Annotated in this window: 19 protein-coding genes and 1 pseudogene; 8 read left to right on the forward strand and 12 right to left on the reverse strand. The window is 72.1% G+C overall.

Annotated features, from left to right (window positions below):
* Positions 1–166 precede the first annotated feature (166 nt).
* Positions 167–694, forward strand: coding sequence for a hypothetical protein (locus tag AC067M_RS03965; RefSeq protein ID WP_478695386.1), 528 nt, complete (start codon positions 167–169; stop codon positions 692–694).
* The gene (locus AC067M_RS03970; RefSeq protein ID WP_478695387.1) at positions 679–1395 is read left to right on the forward strand and encodes a cupredoxin domain-containing protein; all 717 of its coding nucleotides are present in this window, start codon (positions 679–681) and stop codon (positions 1393–1395) included. The genes AC067M_RS03965 and AC067M_RS03970 overlap by 16 nt, the downstream gene beginning before the upstream one ends.
* 433 nt (positions 1396–1828) lie before the next feature.
* Here the strand turns inward: AC067M_RS03970 and infA are convergent, their stop codons facing one another.
* The gene (gene infA / locus AC067M_RS03975) at positions 1829–2053 is read right to left on the reverse strand and encodes a translation initiation factor IF-1 (RefSeq protein ID WP_010981942.1); all 225 of its coding nucleotides are present in this window, start codon (positions 2051–2053) and stop codon (positions 1829–1831) included.
* Positions 2050–2841, reverse strand: coding sequence for a GNAT family N-acetyltransferase (locus AC067M_RS03980; RefSeq protein ID WP_478695388.1), 792 nt, complete (start codon positions 2839–2841; stop codon positions 2050–2052). Before AC067M_RS03980 ends, infA begins: the two co-directional genes overlap by 4 nt.
* A 250-nt stretch (positions 2842–3091) precedes the next feature.
* Between AC067M_RS03980 and AC067M_RS03985 the strand changes: the two are divergent.
* The 3 genes and pseudogenes from AC067M_RS03985 to AC067M_RS03995 form a co-directional block, all read left to right on the forward strand.
* A pseudogene (locus AC067M_RS03985) lies at positions 3092–3398 on the forward strand (hypothetical protein); the annotation flags it as partial.
* A gap of 209 nt (positions 3399–3607) precedes the next feature.
* A complete protein-coding gene (locus tag AC067M_RS03990; protein WP_478695389.1) occupies positions 3608–4702 on the forward strand; it encodes a barstar family protein in 1095 nt (364 codons plus the stop codon).
* A 131-nt stretch (positions 4703–4833) separates the two neighbouring features.
* Positions 4834–5214, forward strand: coding sequence for a hypothetical protein (locus tag AC067M_RS03995; RefSeq protein ID WP_478695390.1), 381 nt, complete (start codon positions 4834–4836; stop codon positions 5212–5214).
* Positions 5215–5238: 24 nt separating this feature from the next.
* Here AC067M_RS03995 and AC067M_RS04000 read toward each other — a convergent pair whose 3' ends face one another.
* The 10 genes from AC067M_RS04000 to AC067M_RS04045 form a co-directional block, all read right to left on the reverse strand.
* Positions 5239–6156 carry a hypothetical protein gene (locus AC067M_RS04000; RefSeq protein WP_478695391.1) on the reverse strand — a complete coding sequence of 306 codons (918 nt, stop codon included), beginning with the start codon at positions 6154–6156 and terminating at the stop codon, positions 5239–5241.
* On the reverse strand, positions 6153–6749 hold the full coding sequence (locus AC067M_RS04005) for a flavoprotein (protein WP_478695392.1): 597 nt from the start codon (positions 6747–6749) through the stop codon (positions 6153–6155). Before AC067M_RS04005 ends, AC067M_RS04000 begins: the two co-directional genes overlap by 4 nt.
* Positions 6750–6794: 45 nt before the next feature.
* Positions 6795–8141 carry a M16 family metallopeptidase gene (locus tag AC067M_RS04010; protein WP_478695393.1) on the reverse strand — a complete coding sequence of 449 codons (1347 nt, stop codon included), beginning with the start codon at positions 8139–8141 and terminating at the stop codon, positions 6795–6797.
* Complete coding sequence (locus tag AC067M_RS04015) at positions 8138–9370, reverse strand: M16 family metallopeptidase (RefSeq protein ID WP_478695394.1); 1233 nt, start codon at positions 9368–9370, stop codon at positions 8138–8140. The genes AC067M_RS04010 and AC067M_RS04015 overlap by 4 nt, the downstream gene beginning before the upstream one ends.
* Positions 9371–9536: 166 nt before the next feature.
* Positions 9537–9686 carry an LxmA leader domain family RiPP gene (locus AC067M_RS04020; protein WP_478695395.1) on the reverse strand — a complete coding sequence of 50 codons (150 nt, stop codon included), beginning with the start codon at positions 9684–9686 and terminating at the stop codon, positions 9537–9539.
* Positions 9687–9812: 126 nt separating this feature from the next.
* Positions 9813–10808: a T3SS effector HopA1 family protein gene (locus AC067M_RS04025; RefSeq protein WP_478695396.1), complete on the reverse strand. Its 996-nt coding sequence runs from the start codon at positions 10806–10808 to the stop codon at positions 9813–9815.
* A 113-nt stretch (positions 10809–10921) separates the two neighbouring features.
* Positions 10922–11971, reverse strand: a complete 1050-nt coding sequence (gene lxmK, locus AC067M_RS04030; RefSeq protein WP_478695397.1) for a class V lanthionine synthetase subunit LxmK — start codon at positions 11969–11971, stop codon at positions 10922–10924.
* A 64-nt stretch (positions 11972–12035) separates the two neighbouring features.
* Entirely contained in the window at positions 12036–13703 is a 1668-nt protein-coding gene (locus tag AC067M_RS04035; protein WP_478695398.1) for a hypothetical protein, read from the reverse strand.
* Positions 13704–13722: 19 nt separating this feature from the next.
* The gene (locus AC067M_RS04040; RefSeq protein ID WP_478695399.1) at positions 13723–14418 is read right to left on the reverse strand and encodes an ABC transporter ATP-binding protein; all 696 of its coding nucleotides are present in this window, start codon (positions 14416–14418) and stop codon (positions 13723–13725) included.
* Between the two features lie 2 nt (positions 14419–14420).
* On the reverse strand, positions 14421–15161 hold the full coding sequence (locus AC067M_RS04045; protein WP_478695400.1) for a class I SAM-dependent methyltransferase: 741 nt from the start codon (positions 15159–15161) through the stop codon (positions 14421–14423).
* A gap of 323 nt (positions 15162–15484) precedes the next feature.
* Between AC067M_RS04045 and AC067M_RS04050 the strand changes: the two genes are divergently transcribed.
* The 3 genes from AC067M_RS04050 to AC067M_RS04060 all read left to right on the forward strand — a co-directional run bounded on the left by AC067M_RS04050 (position 15485) and on the right by AC067M_RS04060 (position 17814).
* Positions 15485–15982 carry a hypothetical protein gene (locus AC067M_RS04050; protein ID WP_478695401.1) on the forward strand — a complete coding sequence of 166 codons (498 nt, stop codon included), beginning with the start codon at positions 15485–15487 and terminating at the stop codon, positions 15980–15982.
* Positions 15983–16166: 184 nt separating this feature from the next.
* The gene (locus tag AC067M_RS04055; RefSeq protein ID WP_478695402.1) at positions 16167–16670 is read left to right on the forward strand and encodes a hypothetical protein; all 504 of its coding nucleotides are present in this window, start codon (positions 16167–16169) and stop codon (positions 16668–16670) included.
* Positions 16663–17814 (forward strand): MAB_1171c family putative transporter, encoded by a 1152-nt coding sequence (locus AC067M_RS04060; protein ID WP_478695403.1) that lies wholly within the window; start codon positions 16663–16665, stop codon positions 17812–17814. The genes AC067M_RS04055 and AC067M_RS04060 overlap by 8 nt, the downstream gene beginning before the upstream one ends.
* Positions 17815–17905 lie beyond the last annotated feature (91 nt).

Below are 17905 nucleotides of genomic sequence, written 5' to 3' on the forward strand. Positions count from 1 at the left end.
GCGCGACCACTGTCTGCTCAGCCACCCCACCCCCCCCCACCCCCCCCCCCCCCCTCCCCCCCCCCCCCCCCCCCCCCCCCCCCCCCCCCCCCCCCCCCCCCCCCCCCCCCCCCCCCCCCCCCCCCCCCGGCCATTGTCCCCTCCCTCGCACACCGAGGTGCCCGCCATGAACACACAGACTCTTCCCACCCAGGCCCTTCCCCCTCCCGTCCCCGGCCCCTCCTGGCTGCCACACCCCGGCATCTACGGCGCCGCCGACGACCGCTGCATCGTCGAACTGACCGCCCTCCTCGGCCCCCTACCGACTTTGCGCCGCCGCGTCACCGCGGACGAAGCGACCCTCACGGTCGCGCCGTCCCCCGACGACTGCGTCCTGAGCCTGAAACTGACCGGCACCGCTCTCGGCGGCGAGGAGCTGACCTTCGCCGGCACCACAATCGAACCCGACGCCAACGACTCGCGGCTGCGCGTCCCGGGCGAACTCGCCACCGGCGACACGACCGTCCCCGGCGTTCCCGTGACGCTGGCCCTGCGCGTCGTCGAACGTACCGACACCAGCCTCCTCGTCCTCGGCACCACCCGCGTTCCCTACGGCCCGCTGCGCCGCACCACCGGCTTCGCCCTGTCCCGCATCCGCCCCGCAGACCGCTTGCGTCTGCTCATCGCAGCGGAGTTCACATGCCGCCCCGCCTGACCCTCCGCATCTCACGCGCCCTGCTCGCCGCGCTGCTTCTCACGGCCGCCCTCACCTTCCTGCAGGCGCCGGCCGCACAGGCCGCCAGCCACCAGATCGTCATGTCCGGCTACGCGTTCGGCCCCCGCTCGCTCACCATCACGGCCGGCGACACCGTCACCTGGGTCAACCAGGACACCGCACCGCACGACGTGAAGACCACCTCGGGCCCGGCCTCGTTCCACTCACCGATGCTGAACAAGGGCGGCACCTGGAGCTACACCTTCACCACCGCCGGAACGTACAGCTACGTCTGCACCGTCCACCCCGGCATGACCGCGCAGATCGCCGTCAAGGCCGCCGCCACCCGTGCTCCGGCACCGAGCCCGACCTCCCACCACGACATGCCGATGGCGCCCGGGCCGAGTTCCGCACATACCCAGAGCCCGGCATCCGCCGCACCCACACACCACAGCGGTACGGCCGCCGCGCCCGCTGCGAGCGACAGCCCCACCCCCTCCACCGCCCCGGCCGCCGCCACCGCCCCCGCCCAGCCGGAGGCGACACCAGCGGCGCAGCCCGCCTACGCGGCCCGCCCACTGGACCCGCTCCTGGTCCTGGCCGGTGTCATCGCCGGCGTCGCCGTCCTGTGCCTGCTCCTGGTCGGCTCCCGCTCCGCAGCCGCAGCAGCCGCGGCCTCCGACAACTCGAAACAAAGCTGACGCCACCGGGACGCGGCAGGCGACGCACATGCGGCACCGACCGAAGCCTGGTCACGCCAGGGCAGACCCCAGGGCACGGCCCAGGCACGTTTCCCCGCTCCCTCCCGGACGGCCCGAGAAGGACACCAGGTGATCACTCCCGCCGTACCCTCGCATGACCGCACCACATCGACCCACGAGGCGACCACCGCCCGGCGCTCGCCGCCCGCAGCGGTGCCCGGGAGCCGTCGAGCATTCCAGGTGGCGCGTCACGTCGTCGAGCAGCTCGGCGGGGAACGAGATGGCACGGACCCCGGCAGCGGACTTCGGCGCTTTGTCTCGGCGGCTGGAGCGGTGGCCGCCGCGGCCCTGCGAGCCGCATCCGGGGCCCCGGTCACGAGAACGCCATGACCGGGGCCCCAGGATCAGCTACCGGGGAAGGTGCCGACCGGCGCTAGTTCCGGTACCGGAACACGATCCGGCCGCGCGTCAAGTCGTACGGCGGGAGCTCCACCAGAACCCGGTCTTCCAGCATGATCTTGATGTAGTTCTTGCGGATCTTCCCGCTGATGTGCGCGAGCACCTGGTGGCCGTTCTCGAGCTCCACGGTGAACATGGCGCTGCGCAGGCACTCGACGACCTTGCCCTCGACTTCGATGACGTTCTTGTTCTTCGTCATCGCACCAGCTCCAGGTTGCTGCTCATCGGCCGGGCGCCGATGCCCTCGAACAGCGCCGAGGCTGCTTGGTTGGACTCTTGGACTTCGGTCCAGGCCGCGGCGAACCCGGAGCGGTGCAGCGTCCCCAGCGCGTGGGCCAGCAGCGCCCGCGCGATGCCGCGGCGCTGCTCGCCGTCCCGGACCGCGATCAGTCCGATGCGCGGCCGGTTCACCGTCACCACCCGGATCAGACCCAGGTAGCGGTCCGGCGCCGCGGCCACCGCGTACTTCGACGGGTCGACGATGGTGTCCCCTTCGGGGAGGGGAATGACCTCCGCGGGCATCGACTGCCACCCGACCCTCGCCTCGACTTCGTCACGGATCGCACGGTCCACCGCCCGCAGCAGACTCTCGTCCGCCTGACCGGCGGGCACGATCGTCACGCCCGAAGGCGGCAGGACTGCTTCGAGCCCTGTGACCCGCGGGTCGGTCGGCACGACGTACTCCCACTCGCGGCGCCGGATCGTGAAACCGGCCCGCCGCCAGCCGGCCGTCAGCTCGACGTCGGCTTCGTCGACCACCGTGTACAGCGGCGCCGGCAGTTCCGCCAGCATCGCCTCGGCGAGCCGGTCGAAGGTGACGTCGTGCCAGGCGTCGATGCTGACGAACAAGCGTCCGTCGGGCCGATGCTGTGCATGCCCGCGGCCGACCACCAGGTCGTCATCCAGTGCATGCCATTGCCTGTCCGCGACGCGCGTGATCATCACCGCGTTCTCGCTCAGGCCAGATGTGAAAGGCTTCGTGTTCATCGGAGTCTCCCTCCAGGAGTGCCTCGATCTCAGGCGCTCCTGGCGACACCGAACGTCAGCCGCCGGACCGTGACGGGTTGAGGGAGCACCCCTGCGTAACTGTGTTCACGGGGCTCACCTCCATACGACGACTTCACGGTCCACCGCGAAAGTAGCAGCGGGGCGCCGCCTCGCTCAAACCCTTTTCCTATGAGCGCTGCAGATGTCTTCGTGAGCACACCCTCCGCCCCCAGTAACAACGCCTCCTCATGCCGCCGTGGCGATCGGAAGACGCGCCCTGGGGCACCCGGCCCGGCGACGGACGGCACCGCCCCCTGCTCACCGGAGCGATGAGCAGGGGCATCGGACCGTCCAGGCCGGCCCGGGCACCCCAGGGTGTGAGGCGCTGCCGATCAGCGGCCTTCGGCCGCGGTCGCCCCCGCATCCCCGGACCACGGACACGATCCGTACGCGCCGGATGCGGAGCGAACGCAGTCGGCCAGAACGCCCAACACATTCGGGGGCGTTCGGCTGAGCACGAGTCCTGGCAACAGGACTCACTCCCGCTCAGCCTCTAGGAACGGTTCAGCAGGGGAGGAGCCCCACGTAACGCTCCCCGAGCCAGAACGGCAAGCTGGCGCGGACGGTCTGGCCCGGCTCGACGGTGTGACACCTGTTCGGGACGTAGGCCGTCCCCGCCGCCTGTGCGGGGCTCTACACCATTGCTGAATTTCCAGGAAACCTCACCCTTGGGGGAAATGCCTTCGCCGTGGGACCCGGTCCCGGCATGATTCCCACCGTGCATGAGGACGAGGACCATCGCGGTCGAAGGCGGTACACGCTGGCTGAGACGGAGCACGGGCATCCCTGGGGCGTCTGCGCCGAGGTGGAAGGGCTGTTCGGGGAACCCCAGCGGGGGACCTACGAGTTGTTCGGCTGGGTTCCACAAGCGGAAGTGCGCGGCTGGGTCGGCAACCGGGTGTGGCTGGTGCCGGACGACGAGACACTCGGCCCATGGCTGCTTGAGGACGCGGAGAGCCCGGGTCAACTCTTTGGAACGGACAGTTTCGTACTCACCGGCCTGGACGACTACGAAGGCCCGCCCGAGGGACACAGGGGTCGCGTTCGCGTGCACGACGGTCACCGCCGGCTGGGCTCCTGCCGGGAATTCGCCCGCGTCCTGCCGCCCGAGCGGACGCGGCCCCCGCTCGTCCTGCGGGGTCTCGCCCAGGGGGATCAGCTGCGGGCGGCACTGATGAAGGGCACCCGGCGGGCGCTGGACCTCGAGGAGGCCGTCCTGGAGATACAGGACGATCAGGGCGAGCCGCTCGCCGAACGCCTGCTCTGGACCAGAGTCAGCGCCTGGGGCCCATCCTCCTACGGGACGGATCTGATCGACCTGGAGCTCGATGGGAGGTTCTTCCCGCCCGTTCCCGGATACGCCCGCCCCATTTGGGAGCGGTGGCTCGCCGGGCCGCCGGACACCCAGGGTGCCTGGGCCGGCCTCGACACCCGGTGCCGCGGGGCCTGGCTCGACCTCGTCCGAGAGCGGGCCTGCCGGCGCACCCCCCGTGACCGGCCGGCCGGTCACGCATACGAACTCGACGGCCGGCACGTCACCGACGAACCGGGCCTCTACCTGGCGCTCGGCGAGGCGGTGAACGGGCCGGGCGGTTACTTCGGCGGTTGCCTGGCCGCCCTCGACGACTGCCTGCGCGGCACTTTCGGGTACACCGCCCCCGCAACTCTGTTCTGGCGGGACGCCGTGACCGCACGCGAGCACCTGTCCGAGGCCCTGACACCGGATGGCCAGCCCTACGACCTGTTCGGCGTGGTCCTCGAGGCCCTGGCCCAGGGTGGCGTGCACGTCACCCTGGCGTGAGCAGCGGTCGGCCCGCCGGGCATCGACCCCGTCCGTCTGTGGCCAGACGATGGTTGTGGGTCTCCGCGTGCGCCGACTCTGGCTCCCGCCCGTATGTGGAATCGTCTACTCCCTCAGGCCAGGGGCACGCGGTGCTCATGACACTGGCTCGCTCCTTACCCGATGACGCAACCGAGTGGTGGATCTTCCTGGGCACGTTCGTGCTTTATGTACTCGGCCGTTGCTTCTTCGCCTGGCGACAGGCCCGACGCGAGGGTGACAGCCATCCCCTGCGTGCCGCGCTCGCCGAGGAAGACCATCCTGACGTGATGGACGCGACTGTGGGGGGTGGCTTCCGCTCCTACCGGCAGTTCTTCGGCTTCGTCGTCAGCGCAGTCGCAGTGGTCCTGGTCGCTGTCCTGACAGGTGGCCGGCTCCGCGTCGCTCTGCTGTGGATCATTATTCCGCTGCTGGTCATAGCGCTGTCGTACCTCGACTTCCGTCAGGGCCTGAAAGCGCGCTCAAGCGCTTGACAGGGCGGCGGGAACGAAGTGCCGTCAGGGGAGCGTCTTTTGAGGCACCCGCAGCAGGTCGAGGGCCGGGGTCCCCTCCTCGTCGATCAGGGAAGCCAGGGGGAGCAGTGACGACTCCACGCCCGGGTTCCAGTTCACGTGGGCGGCGAAGTCAAACAGATGGGTCAAGCGGCGGAGCGTGGCCACGCGGGCGAGGAGGGGGGTGTCGAGGGGGCCCCGAGCATCCAGAAGGGTCTTCGCCATGGTGCTGAGGAGGGGGACCGTCTCCTGGTGGGGGGCGTTGCGGTGGGCGATGTCTGCCATTTCGGCCAGTTCGCCGAGCAGCCAGCCGGTGTCGAACTCGGGTGGGCCGGAGGAAAGGCTTTCGCCGGTGAGGAGGACGGGAGGGGAGGTGCCCTCGCGGGGGAGGACGATGAGGCCGAGGGAGGGTTCTCCGTGCAGGAGTACGGGGGTGCGGTGCTGGAGGTCGTGGATCCATTCGGCGAGGGTCCGCAGGCGGTGCGCTCCCAGGTGCGTGCGCGTCAGTGCGTGGAGGCGCGGTGCCTCGCCCGGGCCCTCTCCCGTGGTCAGCCAGGCATCCAGGCGAGTGAGTGCCGGTGGTGGAGGGAGGGGGGTGGCGGGGTGGTCCGCGATGTGGCGGAGCGCCTGGCCCGCGGCGGCCGTGGCCGTGGCGGCCGCGGACGGGGGGAAGGTGAAGCGGCCCGGGGGCCAGATCAGTTGGGCCAGGGAGAGGTCGCCTCGGCTGAGGTAGACGGTGTCCTGTCCGGACCGGGCGCCCAGGAGGATGTGGGGCTCGGAGGCTGGGAAGCCGGGGGGTGCCAGGGGGCCGAGGTCGCCGTGCAGGCGGGTTCTCGTCCAGCGGAAGCGGCCCGAGTCCACCGGTTCGATACGGGTGCGCAGTTGGCGTGTGCCGAAGGTGCGGGTCTGCGGATCCCGGGTCATGCGGCGTCGTCCCTGGCCGGTGCGCAGTCGCGGCGCAGGCGTTCCAGTCGGTCCATCAGCACCGGCAGCGGGGGTGGGGAGGCGCCGTCGGGGCGGTCGGTGCTGACGGAGCGGCCGGGCACGGTGGGGAGCACGGTGATGTTCGGGCGGGCGGCGAGGGACTGGAGGTGGCCGGTGAGGACCGGGTTGTCACGGCAACCCGGTGGGAGCGCCGGTGCCACGGCTATCGGGGCCCGGGTGCACTGGAGGGCCAGCTGGACCGGGGTGTCCGTGAGGCCCAGGGCGAGGCGGCTGACGAAGTGCACGGTGGCCGGGTAGACCGCCACCGCGTCGGCCCACTCGGCGAGTTCCATGTGCAAGGCGCCTGCGGTGGGGTCCTCGGGCCAGGTGTCGAGCAGTACTTCTCCCCCGCCGATCGCGGCCAAAGCCGTACGGGAGACGAAGCGCTCGGCGTTGCGGGTCACGACGATCCGTACGTCCAGGTCGGGGTAGGAGACGCGCAGCCAGTTGACCCAGGTGGGCAGGAGCGCCACGTGGACCGCCCCGGTGCCGACCAGCAGCAGGCGTTCGGCGCCGAAGGGCGGTGCCGCCACGTGGACATCGTCGGGTGGGCGGGGGGGCACGTGTCGTTCCTTCCGTCAGCTGTGCGGGGTGAAGCCGAGGCGGGTCAGCGGGGCCGTCAGGGTGGGCAGGTCTCCGACGACGACCGCGGCCTCCGGGGGCGGGGCGAGGACACGGGCGGCGGCGTGTCCGACGTCGTCGGCGGTGGTATCGGAGAGGCGGTGGGGATACGCCTCGATCCAGTCGGGTGAGATGCCCCAACAGCCCAGGGTGGAGAGGAGGTTGGTGAGGTCGGTCGGTGAGGCGGTCGCCATCAGCAGCGAACCGGCGAGGAAGGTGCGGGCGTGCGCGGTCTCCTGCGGGGTCGGTGGAGCCGTTGTCACCATGCGCCGGGCCGTCTGGAGGATCTCCTCGACCACCTGCTCGGTGGCGGGCGGTGCGCACGCCACTTCCAGCGTGATCGAGGTCGTGCCGAGCACCCGGTCGAAGCGGGACGCCACGTGGTAGGTCAGGCCCTTGCGCTCGCGGAGGTCGGTCACCAGTCGTGAGGAGAAGTAGCCGGCGAAGACCGCGTTGGCCACGGCCTGCGCGGTGTATCCCGGGTTTTCGAACGGCAGGCACGACCAGGACATCGCCACGGTGGACTGGGCGGAGGCGGGGCGGTGGATCAGGCGTCGGGAGTCGGGCCCGGTGTGCGAGGCCTCAGGCGCGGGTTCGGGGGTGGCGGCCGCCGCCCCACGGGGCTGCCAGGCGGCGAACGCGCGCTCCACCAGGTCCCGGGCGGTGTCGGGAGGTACCGCGCCGACCAGCAGGACCTCGGCGCGATGGGGGGTGAGGATGCGGCGGTGGGCCTGCGCCACCTGGTGGGCGGTGAGGGCGGCGGGGGTGCCGTCGGTCGGCGGTTCCTCGAAACAGCCCAGGTCGCCGCGCCGGATGCGGTTGAGGGCCCGCAGGGCGAGGAGTCGTGGCTGGTCGCGCAGGGCCTCCGTCGCCTGGGCGATACGGCGGGCCTCACGGGTCACCCAGGCCTCGTCGTACGTCGGGTGGGCCAGGCGTTCGCCGAGCAGGCAGAGGAGTCGGGGCAGTTCGGATGCCTCGCAGTGGCCGGCGAGGATCAGCCACTCGGCGGTGCGGCCCGCGTGGAGGCGTCCGGTGCGTAGGGCGGTGTCCCAGCGGACGTCCCGGGTGCCGAGGCGGGTCGTGCCGGTGAAGAGGGTGGCGGCGAGCAGTTCGGCCACGGCCGCGTCCCGGCCGTCCGAGGGGGTGTACGGGATCTGGACGCGCACCTCGACGGTTTCCGTGCCGGTGCGGGGGACGGTGAGTACGCGTACGCCGGTGTCGAGGTGGAGGGCTTCTGCCTGAGGCAGGAGGGGGGCGGCGTCGGCCCACTGGCCGGCCGCGGGGGGACGATCCGTCGCGCTCATGCCGCCGCCCTCTCCCGCACCGACCGCACCACCAGCAGTGCCGCCCGCTCGCGGCTCAGTTCCGCAGCGGTGGTCCGTACGAGGTTCAGGTCGAGGGTGCGGAGTCGGGCGGGGACGTCGTGAAGGCGGTCGGGGGTGTCGTAAAGCAGGGTCCAGGCGCCGAGGGCGCGGGTTCGGGTCAGCAGGTGGTCGTGTCGGCGGTTCCAGTGGGCCGCGCGGGCGGTGGCGGCGTGGTGGAGTTCCTCCTCGGGGAGGGCTCCTTCGCCGATGTGCTTCAGGGTGCGTACGACCAGGTCGGCGACGTCGTCGTGGGCGGGGGCGGGGTGGCGGGCCGTGACGACGAGGGTGTCGGGATCGCGGGCGTCGAAGGGGCCGAAGAAGCCGCAGCGGGACGTCACCGAGGAGAGCTCCAGGCCCTGCTCGTGGGCGCGGGTGCGCAGTCCTGCCGGGCCGTCGCCCGCCAGGAGGTGGGCCAGGAGGACGCACGCGAGGTAGCGGTCGTGGTCGTCGGCCGGGTCGGGGAGGCGCAGGCCGACGGCGGTCGCCGGGAAGGGGGCGTGCGGGTCGTCGTACGCGTGAAGTGCCCGGTCGGTGGGGCGGGGTTCGCTCAGGTCCGGTGGAGGCGCGACGGGTCTCGCCGGGATGTCGCCGAAGTGCTGTCCGACCAGTGCGGCCGTGCGGTCGGGGTCGATGGCGCCGGTCACGGTGAGGACGGCGTTGCCGGGCGGGTAGTGGCGGTCGAAGAAGGCGACGCAGTCGTCGACGGTGGCGCGGTCGAGGTCGGTGAAGTCCCCGTAGCCGTCGTGGGCGTTGGGGTACGTGCGGTACAGCGCGACGGGCAGGGTCGTCCATGGGAATCCGCCGTAGGCGCGGTCCCGTACCTGGAGGCGTATCTCCTCCTTCACCACGGCGAGTTGGGTGGTGAGGGCGTCCCGGGTGAGGCGCGGGGAGCGCATGCGGTCGGCTTCCAGGAACAGCAGGCGTTCGAGGGCGGCGGCGGGGGCGATCTGGTGGTACTCGGTGTAGTCCTGGTGCGTGGAGCCGCCGGCCGTGCCGCCGAGTGCCTGGACGCCCCTGAGGTGTTCGCCGGGTTCGACGGCGGCGCTCCCCTGGAACATCAGGTGCTCGAAGAGGTGGGCGAATCCGCTGCGCCCTTCCGGTTCGGAGCGAAAACCCACGCCGTAATGCACGCCTACGGCGACGAGCGGCATTTCCTCCCGCGGGCTCATCACCAGTTCCAGTCCATTCGGCAACGTATTCCGAAGGACCGGGTGCCGCACCGGTTTCATAGCTCTCCGCGAAATGAATAGAGGGTGTGCCTGGGGCCCCTTCGAGCCCGGAAAGCGGACCCGAAGGGGTGGCCGTCACAGCGAGGTGCCGAGCCGGTCGGCCGGTTCAGCAGGTGATGCCGGCGGTGATCGTGATGCAGATCTCCGAGGAGGTTATGGTGCTGGTGATGGCCGGTGCGTCGGTAGCGTCGGCCGCGGCGATCTCCTCGGCGGTGGTGTACGCGGCATACCCCTCGATGAGCTCGACGGATTCCATGACCGTCTCCTTTCCGTGAAATCGACAAAGGAATACGCGAGGATTACTCCGAGAGCGATTCGGAGAATTACGTGCCATCCATCGCGCTTTATCAGGTAATCATCTTCGAGCTTTCCGCGGTAGCCGTCAACCGAATTCATCGGCGTGACGCGGGCCACATTCCCCAATTCGCGCGATGCTCGGCGAATCGGTATTCCTGTGGACGGCGGAGGGATCGACGCGGGCCTCCCGGAGGCGGGCGGGGAGGGATGCGCCGGCCGTGCCGTCGAGCAGTGCCTCGGCGACGATGGCGGCCCGGTGCTGGCCGAAGCTCAGGCCGCGGCGGCCCGGTCGGCGGTCGTCGGGCTCCCAGGCCAGGCTGATGCCCGGCGCGAGCACGCGGGCGAACGAGGAGGAGAGGTCGCCGCGTCGGGCCTTCTCGGTGGGCTGTGCCGCTGCGGTGAGGGCGGGGATGACGTCCCAGGCGTCCGCGCCGAGGTAGACGACGAGTCCGTCCCGGCGGGGCAGCAGCCACTGCGCGGAGGTCACCTTGGCCCGGTACCGCACGCCCGCGTCCTCCAGGGTGCGCAGGGTGCGGGTCCACCGGTGGACGGCCTCGTCGGCGTCGTCGATGTGCTGGTACAGGCGCAGCAGAGGGCCGCCCAAGGGTCTGCCCCGGCTGCCGTCCACCAGGAAGAAGCCGGGGGACAGACCCGGGCGGCGGGCCGGCAGTCGTACGGTGTCACCGATCTGTCGGACGGTGTCGTCGAGGCGGATCCGCAGGCCGTCGACGACTGCGATCGGCGCGGCGGGTGAGGCGTCGTGATCCGGCGCGCCGCGCTCCACCGGTTCCGCCGCGACCAGCGTCTCGGTGTGGGGTGTGCACGCCGCCAGTCGGTGTTCGAAGTCCGGCTCCCGCAGCGGGCGGCCCTCGTCGTGCCCCGCGCCGAAGGCGTGCCCGACGTGGAACGTCTCGTAGAGGGCGGTGACCAGGTCCTGGCGCAGCTTGCGGGGCGTGTCCGCGTCCAGGGAGCGGCCGGCCACGGTGGCGTGCCGGCCGTCCGGGGAGACCTCGACCTCGGTCAGGATCGCCGTGAGGCGCGGATCGAGCCGCGTGTCGGGTGGAGAGGCAGCCGCCGTCATCCCAGTCCCCCCGTCCGAGCCGCTGTCATGTCCGTCCCCCCGTCCGAGCCGCTGTCATGTCTCCCCGTCCGAGCCGCTCTCATCGCTGTCCCCCAGTCCGAGCCGCTCTCATCTCAGTCCCCCAGTCCGAGCGTCGTCACGAAGCGCCCCGGATGCAGCAGCGCCGACCGGCCGATCCCGGCCGCCGCCCGGTCCAGCGCGCTCAGTCGGGGGCGGCGCTCGGCCGCCGCGAGCATCCGGTCCAGCAGGTGCCAGCCGGCGAACGCCGTGGCCCGCTCGGTGAGGCCGGGGTCCGGCTGCGGGACACGCTCCCTGTATCCGGCCCAGAAGGCGATGTTCCTGGTGCGTAACCGGGAGAGCTCCTGTACGCCCCGCTCCACCACGTCACGGTGTGCCGTCGCCTCTTGCGCGCCGGAGTGGCCCAACTCCTTCGACGGCAGGTCCAGTACGGCCCGGTACAGCCACTCGCCCACGAAGTCGCCGACGTCGCGGGCCGGGTCGGCGCGGCGGAACTCCTCCCAGTCGGACAGCCACAGGGTGTCGCCGTCCCACAGGAACTGGTCGAGCCGCAGGTCGCAGTGGGCCGGGGTGTGCGGCGCCGCTGCCTCCAGGCGCCGTAACTCCCCTACGGCGGCTGTCAGTTCGTCGTCATTCTGGAGCAGCCGCCAGGCTTCCAGCGAAGCCCCGCTGGCTTGGGCGTAGTACCTGGCGGGCAGGGCGTGGAAGAACTCCAGCGGAGGCAGGAACGGCGGCGCCTCGGCCTGTGTGGGGGCGGGCAGCGTGTGCAGCGCCCCCACGGCCCGGCCCGCGCGCCGGGCGAGGTCGTCGGTGAACGCCTCCTCCTCGGCGAGGTCGGCGCCTGAGCGTGCGGTGCGCAGCCACTGGAAGGCGATGGTCAGCTCGTCCTCGTCCCACCCCAGGCAGGGCGGTGTGCACAGGGCTGTTTCCGTGGTGGCCGCGAGCGCCTCGAAGCGGAGGAGCCGCTGGAAGCGCGCCCGTGCGTCGGGCTGCTCGGGGTCGAGGCGCTTGAGGAAGACGGGGTGCCCCGTGTCGGTCGTCCCGACGCGGTTGTGGTTGCGGCCCTTGGGGGCCGTGTGCTCGTCGGCGGCCAGGACTCCGAGCCCGAGTCTGCCGAGAAGGGGGGTCTTCGCTGTCGTGGTCAACGTGCCGTCCCGAGGTCGAGGTCGAGGGCGGAAAGGAGACGGAGCGAGAAGGCGAACTGAGCCCTCACCCCCTCAGCAATCGATGCGCCGTCCGCCCGGCCCACCACAACCCGACCGCGCCGGCCGCGAGCTGGCCGACCAGCCGCAGCGGCGAGTACGTCCCGTCGTGGACCACGCTCACCAGCACGGGCACCGTGACGATCAGTGCGGCCAGCGGACCTCGCAGGTACCACACGAAGGTCTGCACCGGGGCTGTGCTGCCCATGGGGGTCTGGGTGCCGACCAGGATGTGCGCGGGGATGACGCCCCGGTAGGAGCTGACGAGCGCGGCGGCGACGAACGCGGGCACGGCGGCCACGAGCACCGCCAGTCCCGGCCGGGCCACTCCGCCCAGCGCGCACACCGCGGCACCGATGCCCAGTCCGGCGTAGAGCAGGACCGCGGGAACGACCGCGTGCCACAGCGCGAGTTGGCGTGCGGTCCACGGCAGTCCGGTGGAGCGGCGTACGTCGTCGCTCTCCAGGCGGGCCGGCTCGGTCAGCTGGGCGGCGGCCAGGTACTGGGCCACGAGGGCGACGACACACATCAACTCGCGTGCGTCCGCGCGGACTTGCGTGGCCGTCACCGTGAGCGCGACCGTCGTGGTGGTCCACACCGCCGCCCAGCCGAGGCGGCCGGTGGCGCGCAGCAGCGCGGTCGCGTCGCGCCAGGGCACCAGGAGTCGGGGGTGGCGGGGCATGGGCAGTCGTACGGCGGGACGGGACCGGCTCTCCTTCAGGGAGGGGAGTCCGGCTCTGGCCTGCCGCAGGTCGAGCATCACCAGGGAGGTCGCGACGGAGGAGGCCACCGTCGCCCGGCGGCGCAGCGCGCCGACGGAGATGAGCGGGGTTCCCCGGGCGGCGAGCAGGGCGAGTGCGGCCAGGGACGCCACGGACAGTGCCGCCCCGACCTGCCACCAGGGGGCCGGGCCGCCCACCGCGGCGACGAGGGGTTGTGCGGCCCAGCCCCACGGCCCCGACCAGAGGAACACGGCGGCGGACCAGCTGGGCGTTCCCCGGGCCAGCGCGAGTGCCGCTACGGCCGACACGACCGCCAGGGCCGTCCAGGCGAGGGCGAAGAGTCGCGCCCCGTGCCGCAGCACGTGACGGTCGTAGCACTCGACGCAGACGCCGACGGCACTGGTCATGATCCCGGCGGCGACGCCCGCCCAGGCCCCGGCGAGGGTGGCGGCCGGCCAGGGGTGGGGGCCGGAGCCGTAGAGGAGGAAGCCGGTGGCCGCGCCCAGCGTCAGTCCCACCGCCGTGGTCGTCGCGGCGGACGCGGCGAGCCGGGGCAGCAGGAGCGGGCCGCGCCGCAGAGGCGTCCTCAGCAGCCAGCTCACGGTCGGCTGGTCCACCAGGACGGGTCCGCGCCACACAGCCGCCCGGGCCATGCCCAGCACGACCAGGAGAAGCAGGACCGGGTACGTCACGGGGAGGCTCGTCACGACGTGCGTCATGGCGGCCGACTGGCGTTGCCCGGTGTGCCCGGCCTTGGCGGCGGCGAGGAGGCCCGGGATGCCCCAGAAGGCGCCGACGAGCGCGATGCCGTAGAGGGTGAAGGCCAGGCTGCGGCGCTTCTCCTCGCGGGTGGCGCTGCGGGCCTCGTGGAGGTGGGCCATCACCCGCGCGGTGGACTCGTTCGCGGCGAGGGGACTCGTGTCGGCCCCCGAGGTGCGCAGGAGCGGGCTCATCGCACACCACGCCGCACACTCATCGCACACCCCGTCGCTCGGCGGACTGCGCGGTGGCCAGCACGCCGTCCTCCAACGTGAGCACCCTGTCCGCGGCCGCGCCCACCGCCTCGTGGTGGGTCACCGCGAGGACCGCGGTGCCGCGGTCGCGGTGGTCGGCGAGGCGGCGGGCCAGGTCGTGTCGGGCCCGGGTGTCGAGGCGTTGTTCCGGCTCGTCCAGGACGAGGAGGTCGTGCGGGCGGACGAAGGCGGCCGCGAGGAGCATCGCCTGGACCTGGCCCGACGACAGGGCCGTCGGCACGGCGTCGGCGTGGTCGGTCAGCCGGTGCTCGGCCAGCGCCTCCTCGACGATGTCGTCCGCCGCGTCGCCGTGGCCGTGGGCGAGGGCCACCAGCATCAGGTGCTCGTGCACGGTCAGGTCGGGGTAGCAGGCACCCGGGTCGATCACCGTGGCGACCCTCGACCGCACGTCGACGGCGTCCTCGTCGACCGGGCGCCCGTCGAACAGCGCCTGCCCGGAGGTCGGCTGCTCCCTGCCGCACGCCAGGCGCAGCAGCGTCGACTTGCCCGAGCCGTTGTCCCCCATGATCACGACGAATTCGCCGGGACGGACGTCGAGGGTGACGCAGCGCAGGACGGCGTGGTCGCCGTAGGTGCGGCCCACGTCGGTCAGCCGGAGCAGCGGGGGTGTGTCCGAGGTGCCTGTGGAGCTCATGGTCAGCCGTTCTCGGCGGCCTCGTAGACCGAGACGTGACGGGGGCTGTCCGGTCCGTACGGCTCGCGCTTCCAGCCCGCGTACCGTTCGGTGAGGCGCAGGCCGGCGAGGCGGGCCATGAGGTCGATCTCGGAGGGCCAGGCGTACCGGATGACCTCCTGGGTGGGGCGCGGGGTGCCGCCGTCGAGCACGGTGTGGATGACCAGCATGAGTTGACGGTCCCGCATGACATGGGTGCTGTCGAGCATGACGGAGGCCGGGGACAGGTATCGCGTGCTGGTCTTCTCGCCCTCCAGCTGGTGGTAGGGCAGCGGGTCGAAGGCCTCGACGACCACGCGTCCGCCGGGGGCGAGCTGTTCGCTCATCCGCTGCATGCAGCGGACCTGCGCGTCGGCCGTGGTGGGCGCGAAGAAGGTGTTGAGGGCGATGAACACGACGTCGTACCGCTCGCCCGTGGTCTCGGTGGTGAAGTCGCCGGTGTGCGTCACCACGGTGGCGTCCGGGTCGCGCTCCTTCAGTCGCGCGAGCATCTGTGCGGAGGCGTCGATGCCGTGTACCGTCAGCCCGCGCCCGGCGAGCGGGATCGCCATACGGCCGTTGCCGACGCCCAGTTCGAGTACCCGGCCCGAGGCGGGGGCCAGGGCGGCGAGGAAGTCGACGGCGTCGACGGCGTCCGGTGACTCGGGCGGGTACATCAGGTCGTAGACGTCGGCCAGGGCGTCGTAGGCGAGCTGTGACTCCACATCATCTCCCGGGTTCGCGGACTCCGACCGAGGTGGGGCCGGTCGGACCGCTCGGAAAGCTACCCGATCACCGGGGCGGCGGCCCCTGACAGCGACGAGGATCGCTTCCCGGAAGATCACGTGACCGAAAACCCCCGTTCCACCGATGACCCTGAGGAGTGAGAGTTGACCTCGAACCGGAAAGCCTCGGCGAACCGGAACGCCTCGTCGCGCGCGCAGAGGGAACGAGATGGCCACAGGTGGTGCTCGGGCAGCGGACTACACTCCGTCCGCAACGACGAACCGGGCAGTGGGCTCCCCGACTCGAGCAGTGAGGCCGTCAGATGAGCAACGGTGCAGCGCCGCGAGGGGAGAGCCGGCCTGTTCTGCGGGGACTGGACCGGCGCATCAACGAGCTGATCGCGGTGCTCTATCCGGACGAGCGGACCCGTCCCGGCTTCGCCCGCCTCGCCAAGGAGATACGTCAGGCCACGGGCAGCACCATCTCGGGGACCTATCTGTGGGAACTGGCGACCGGCAAGAAGCACAACATCACGCTGGCCCAACTCGACGTCCTGGCCGAGTTTTTCGGGGTCCCCCTCCCCTACTTCCTCGACGACGAGGTCTACCAGCGGGTCAACTCCCAGATGGCCCTGGCGGTGGCGCTGCGCAACGCCAAGATCCGCAGCATCGCGCTGCGGGCCGACGGGCTGCCGCCCGCGAGCCTCGACGCGCTCCTCGCCATGGTGACCGAGGCCCGTAAGCTCCAGAACCTGCCGGACGACGAGGCGCCCCGGGCCGCGCGGTCGGGCACGCCGGAGGACGACGCCACCGCCGAGTGACCCACCGCGTGCCGGCCGGTCGCCCGCTCGCTCGTCCTCGTCCTCCCGCCGGTCCGCTCGTCCTCCTGCCCGCCCGCTCGTCCTGGCCCACCCGCTCGTCCTCGTCCGCTCGTCCGCGACTCCGTCGTACACCCCCACGCACACCACCACGACCACCCCCACGAACAGGCCCGGTGGAAGATCCATGCTGTACCGCTACGCGGCGCTGCGGCGCCGCTGTCACACACTGCTCAAGGACATCGAGTTACCGACGCCTTTCTCCATCGAGGCGCTGTGTGCCCAACTGGCCCGGCGGCGCGGCCGCCGGCTGTACCTGCATCCGCTGCCCGAGGAGACCGCGGGGGCGGGGGCGTGCGGGGTGTGGCTGGCCACCGAGGACGCCGACCACGTCTTCTTCGAGCGGCGCACCAGCAGGCTGCACCAGGAGCACATCGTGCTGCACGAGGTGGGTCACATGCTCCTCGACCACCGCGGCACCGACCCGGCACCGGATCTCGCCGAGCTGCTGCCCGACCTCAGCCCGCGTCTGGTGGGGCGTCTGCTGGCGCGGACCGCGTACTCCACGCGCCAGGAGCAGGAGGCCGAGATGCTCGCCAGTCTCATCCGGGTGAAGGCCGGCCATCCCTTCGCGGCGCACCGTCCGCCCCGGCCCGGCCAGGCGGAACAGGCGCTGGGCCTGGATGTCTGACCCTGGGAAACCGCTCGCGCTCGCCCTGTTCGAGGCGGTGAGTCTGGGCGTGCTGCTGGGGGTGTCGCTCCTGCGCGCGCCGGCGGCCCTGCGCTCGGCGCAGCAGCGGCCGCTGTGGACCACCGCGGCGCTGGCCGGGGTGGTGCTGGCGCTGGATGTCGCGTGGGACCACATCCCCGGCCAACCGCCCGTCGGCAGGATGGAAGTGGCGACGCTCCAGGAACTCGTCGGCGTGCTCGCGGCGAGTGCCGTGTGGGGGTTCCTGCTGCGGCTGACGGGGCGCGCCCACCTGATACGTGCCTTTCACGCTCTCGCTCTCGGCCTGGCCGCGGCGCTGACCGCCATCGCCCTCACCGTCGACGTGCACGCGACACCGCTGCGGCCCGTCGGCCTGGATCCGCGCCTGCTCCTGACCTGCGTGTACTGGCTCCTGCTGCTCGGCTACCACCTGGCCACCGGTCTGAGCTGCGGGATCCTGTGCTGGGTGCACGCCGCCCGCGCCGCGGCCCGGGCCGTTCGGGCGGGCCTGCTGCTGTACGGCGCCGGCGCGCTGCTGTCCGCCCTGCTGGCCCTCCTCGCGCTGCACCTCTCCGTCACCGACGACCCCTGTCTGGTGCCCCTGTTCCCCTGGCTGTCCAGCGCGGAGGCCCTCGCCCTGGGCCTGGGCATGGCGGTGCCCCTGCTCGTCGGCGTGCTGCGCAGGGCGCAGGACGTCCGCACGCTGCACCGGCTGTATCCCCTGTGGCGCGACCTCACGCGCAAGGTCCCGCACGTCGTGCTCTCGCCGGGGCGGGGGCGGGCGAGGGGGGTGTTCGCCTCGCTGTGCCATCCCCGGCTCCAGCTGTACCGGTGCACCATCGAGATCCAGGACGCGCTCCTCGCCCTCGGGTCCTCGGCCCCCGGGGCGCTGATCGACGAGGCGCGCCGTCGGGTCGACGCACACCGGGTCCCCCCCGACCGGTCGGCCGCCGCGGTCATGGCCTGCTGGCTGCGGGCCGTCCCGGCGCCGGATCCGGGCGCCGGGAAGCAGCGGGCCGAGACGCCCACGGCCTACGCGGTGGTGGACGGCGAGCAGTGGAGCGACGAGCGGTTCCTGCTGCGCGTGGCCGAGTTCTACGACTCGGCGTTGGCCGGCTCCTCTTGAGGAACGTCCGCTTCAGCGGACAGGATCCGGCGCGGGTCGCGTCAGCGGTGCCGCGCGTCGCTGCCCGTTTCCCACTCAACTACCGTTTCAG

Source organism: Streptomyces sp. NPDC043427 (assembly GCF_056436655.1).

Excerpts from the sequence above, each read along its gene's own strand:
- AC067M_RS04055 (WP_478695402.1), top strand. The coding sequence starts at position 16,167 with ATGCTGTACCGCTACGCGGCGCTGCGGCGCCGCTGTCACACACTGCTC.
- AC067M_RS04025 (WP_478695396.1), bottom strand. The coding sequence starts at position 10,808 with ATGACGGCGGCTGCCTCTCCACCCGACACGCGGCTCGATCCGCGCCTC.
- AC067M_RS04050 (WP_478695401.1), top strand. The coding sequence starts at position 15,485 with ATGAGCAACGGTGCAGCGCCGCGAGGGGAGAGCCGGCCTGTTCTGCGG.
- AC067M_RS04000 (WP_478695391.1), bottom strand. The coding sequence starts at position 6,156 with ATGACCCGGGATCCGCAGACCCGCACCTTCGGCACACGCCAACTGCGC.
- AC067M_RS04035 (WP_478695398.1), bottom strand. The coding sequence starts at position 13,703 with ATGAGCCCGCTCCTGCGCACCTCGGGGGCCGACACGAGTCCCCTCGCC.
- AC067M_RS04020 (WP_478695395.1), bottom strand. The coding sequence starts at position 9,686 with ATGGAATCCGTCGAGCTCATCGAGGGGTATGCCGCGTACACCACCGCC.
- AC067M_RS04015 (WP_478695394.1), bottom strand. The coding sequence starts at position 9,370 with ATGAGCCCGCGGGAGGAAATGCCGCTCGTCGCCGTAGGCGTGCATTAC.
- AC067M_RS04010 (WP_478695393.1), bottom strand. The coding sequence starts at position 8,141 with ATGAGCGCGACGGATCGTCCCCCCGCGGCCGGCCAGTGGGCCGACGCC.
- AC067M_RS03990 (WP_478695389.1), top strand. The coding sequence starts at position 3,608 with ATGATTCCCACCGTGCATGAGGACGAGGACCATCGCGGTCGAAGGCGG.
- AC067M_RS03970 (WP_478695387.1), top strand. The coding sequence starts at position 679 with ATGCCGCCCCGCCTGACCCTCCGCATCTCACGCGCCCTGCTCGCCGCG.
- AC067M_RS03980 (WP_478695388.1), bottom strand. The coding sequence starts at position 2,841 with ATGAACACGAAGCCTTTCACATCTGGCCTGAGCGAGAACGCGGTGATG.
- AC067M_RS04040 (WP_478695399.1), bottom strand. The coding sequence starts at position 14,418 with ATGAGCTCCACAGGCACCTCGGACACACCCCCGCTGCTCCGGCTGACC.
- AC067M_RS04060 (WP_478695403.1), top strand. The coding sequence starts at position 16,663 with ATGTCTGACCCTGGGAAACCGCTCGCGCTCGCCCTGTTCGAGGCGGTG.
- infA (WP_010981942.1), bottom strand. The coding sequence starts at position 2,053 with ATGACGAAGAACAAGAACGTCATCGAAGTCGAGGGCAAGGTCGTCGAG.
- AC067M_RS03965 (WP_478695386.1), top strand. The coding sequence starts at position 167 with ATGAACACACAGACTCTTCCCACCCAGGCCCTTCCCCCTCCCGTCCCC.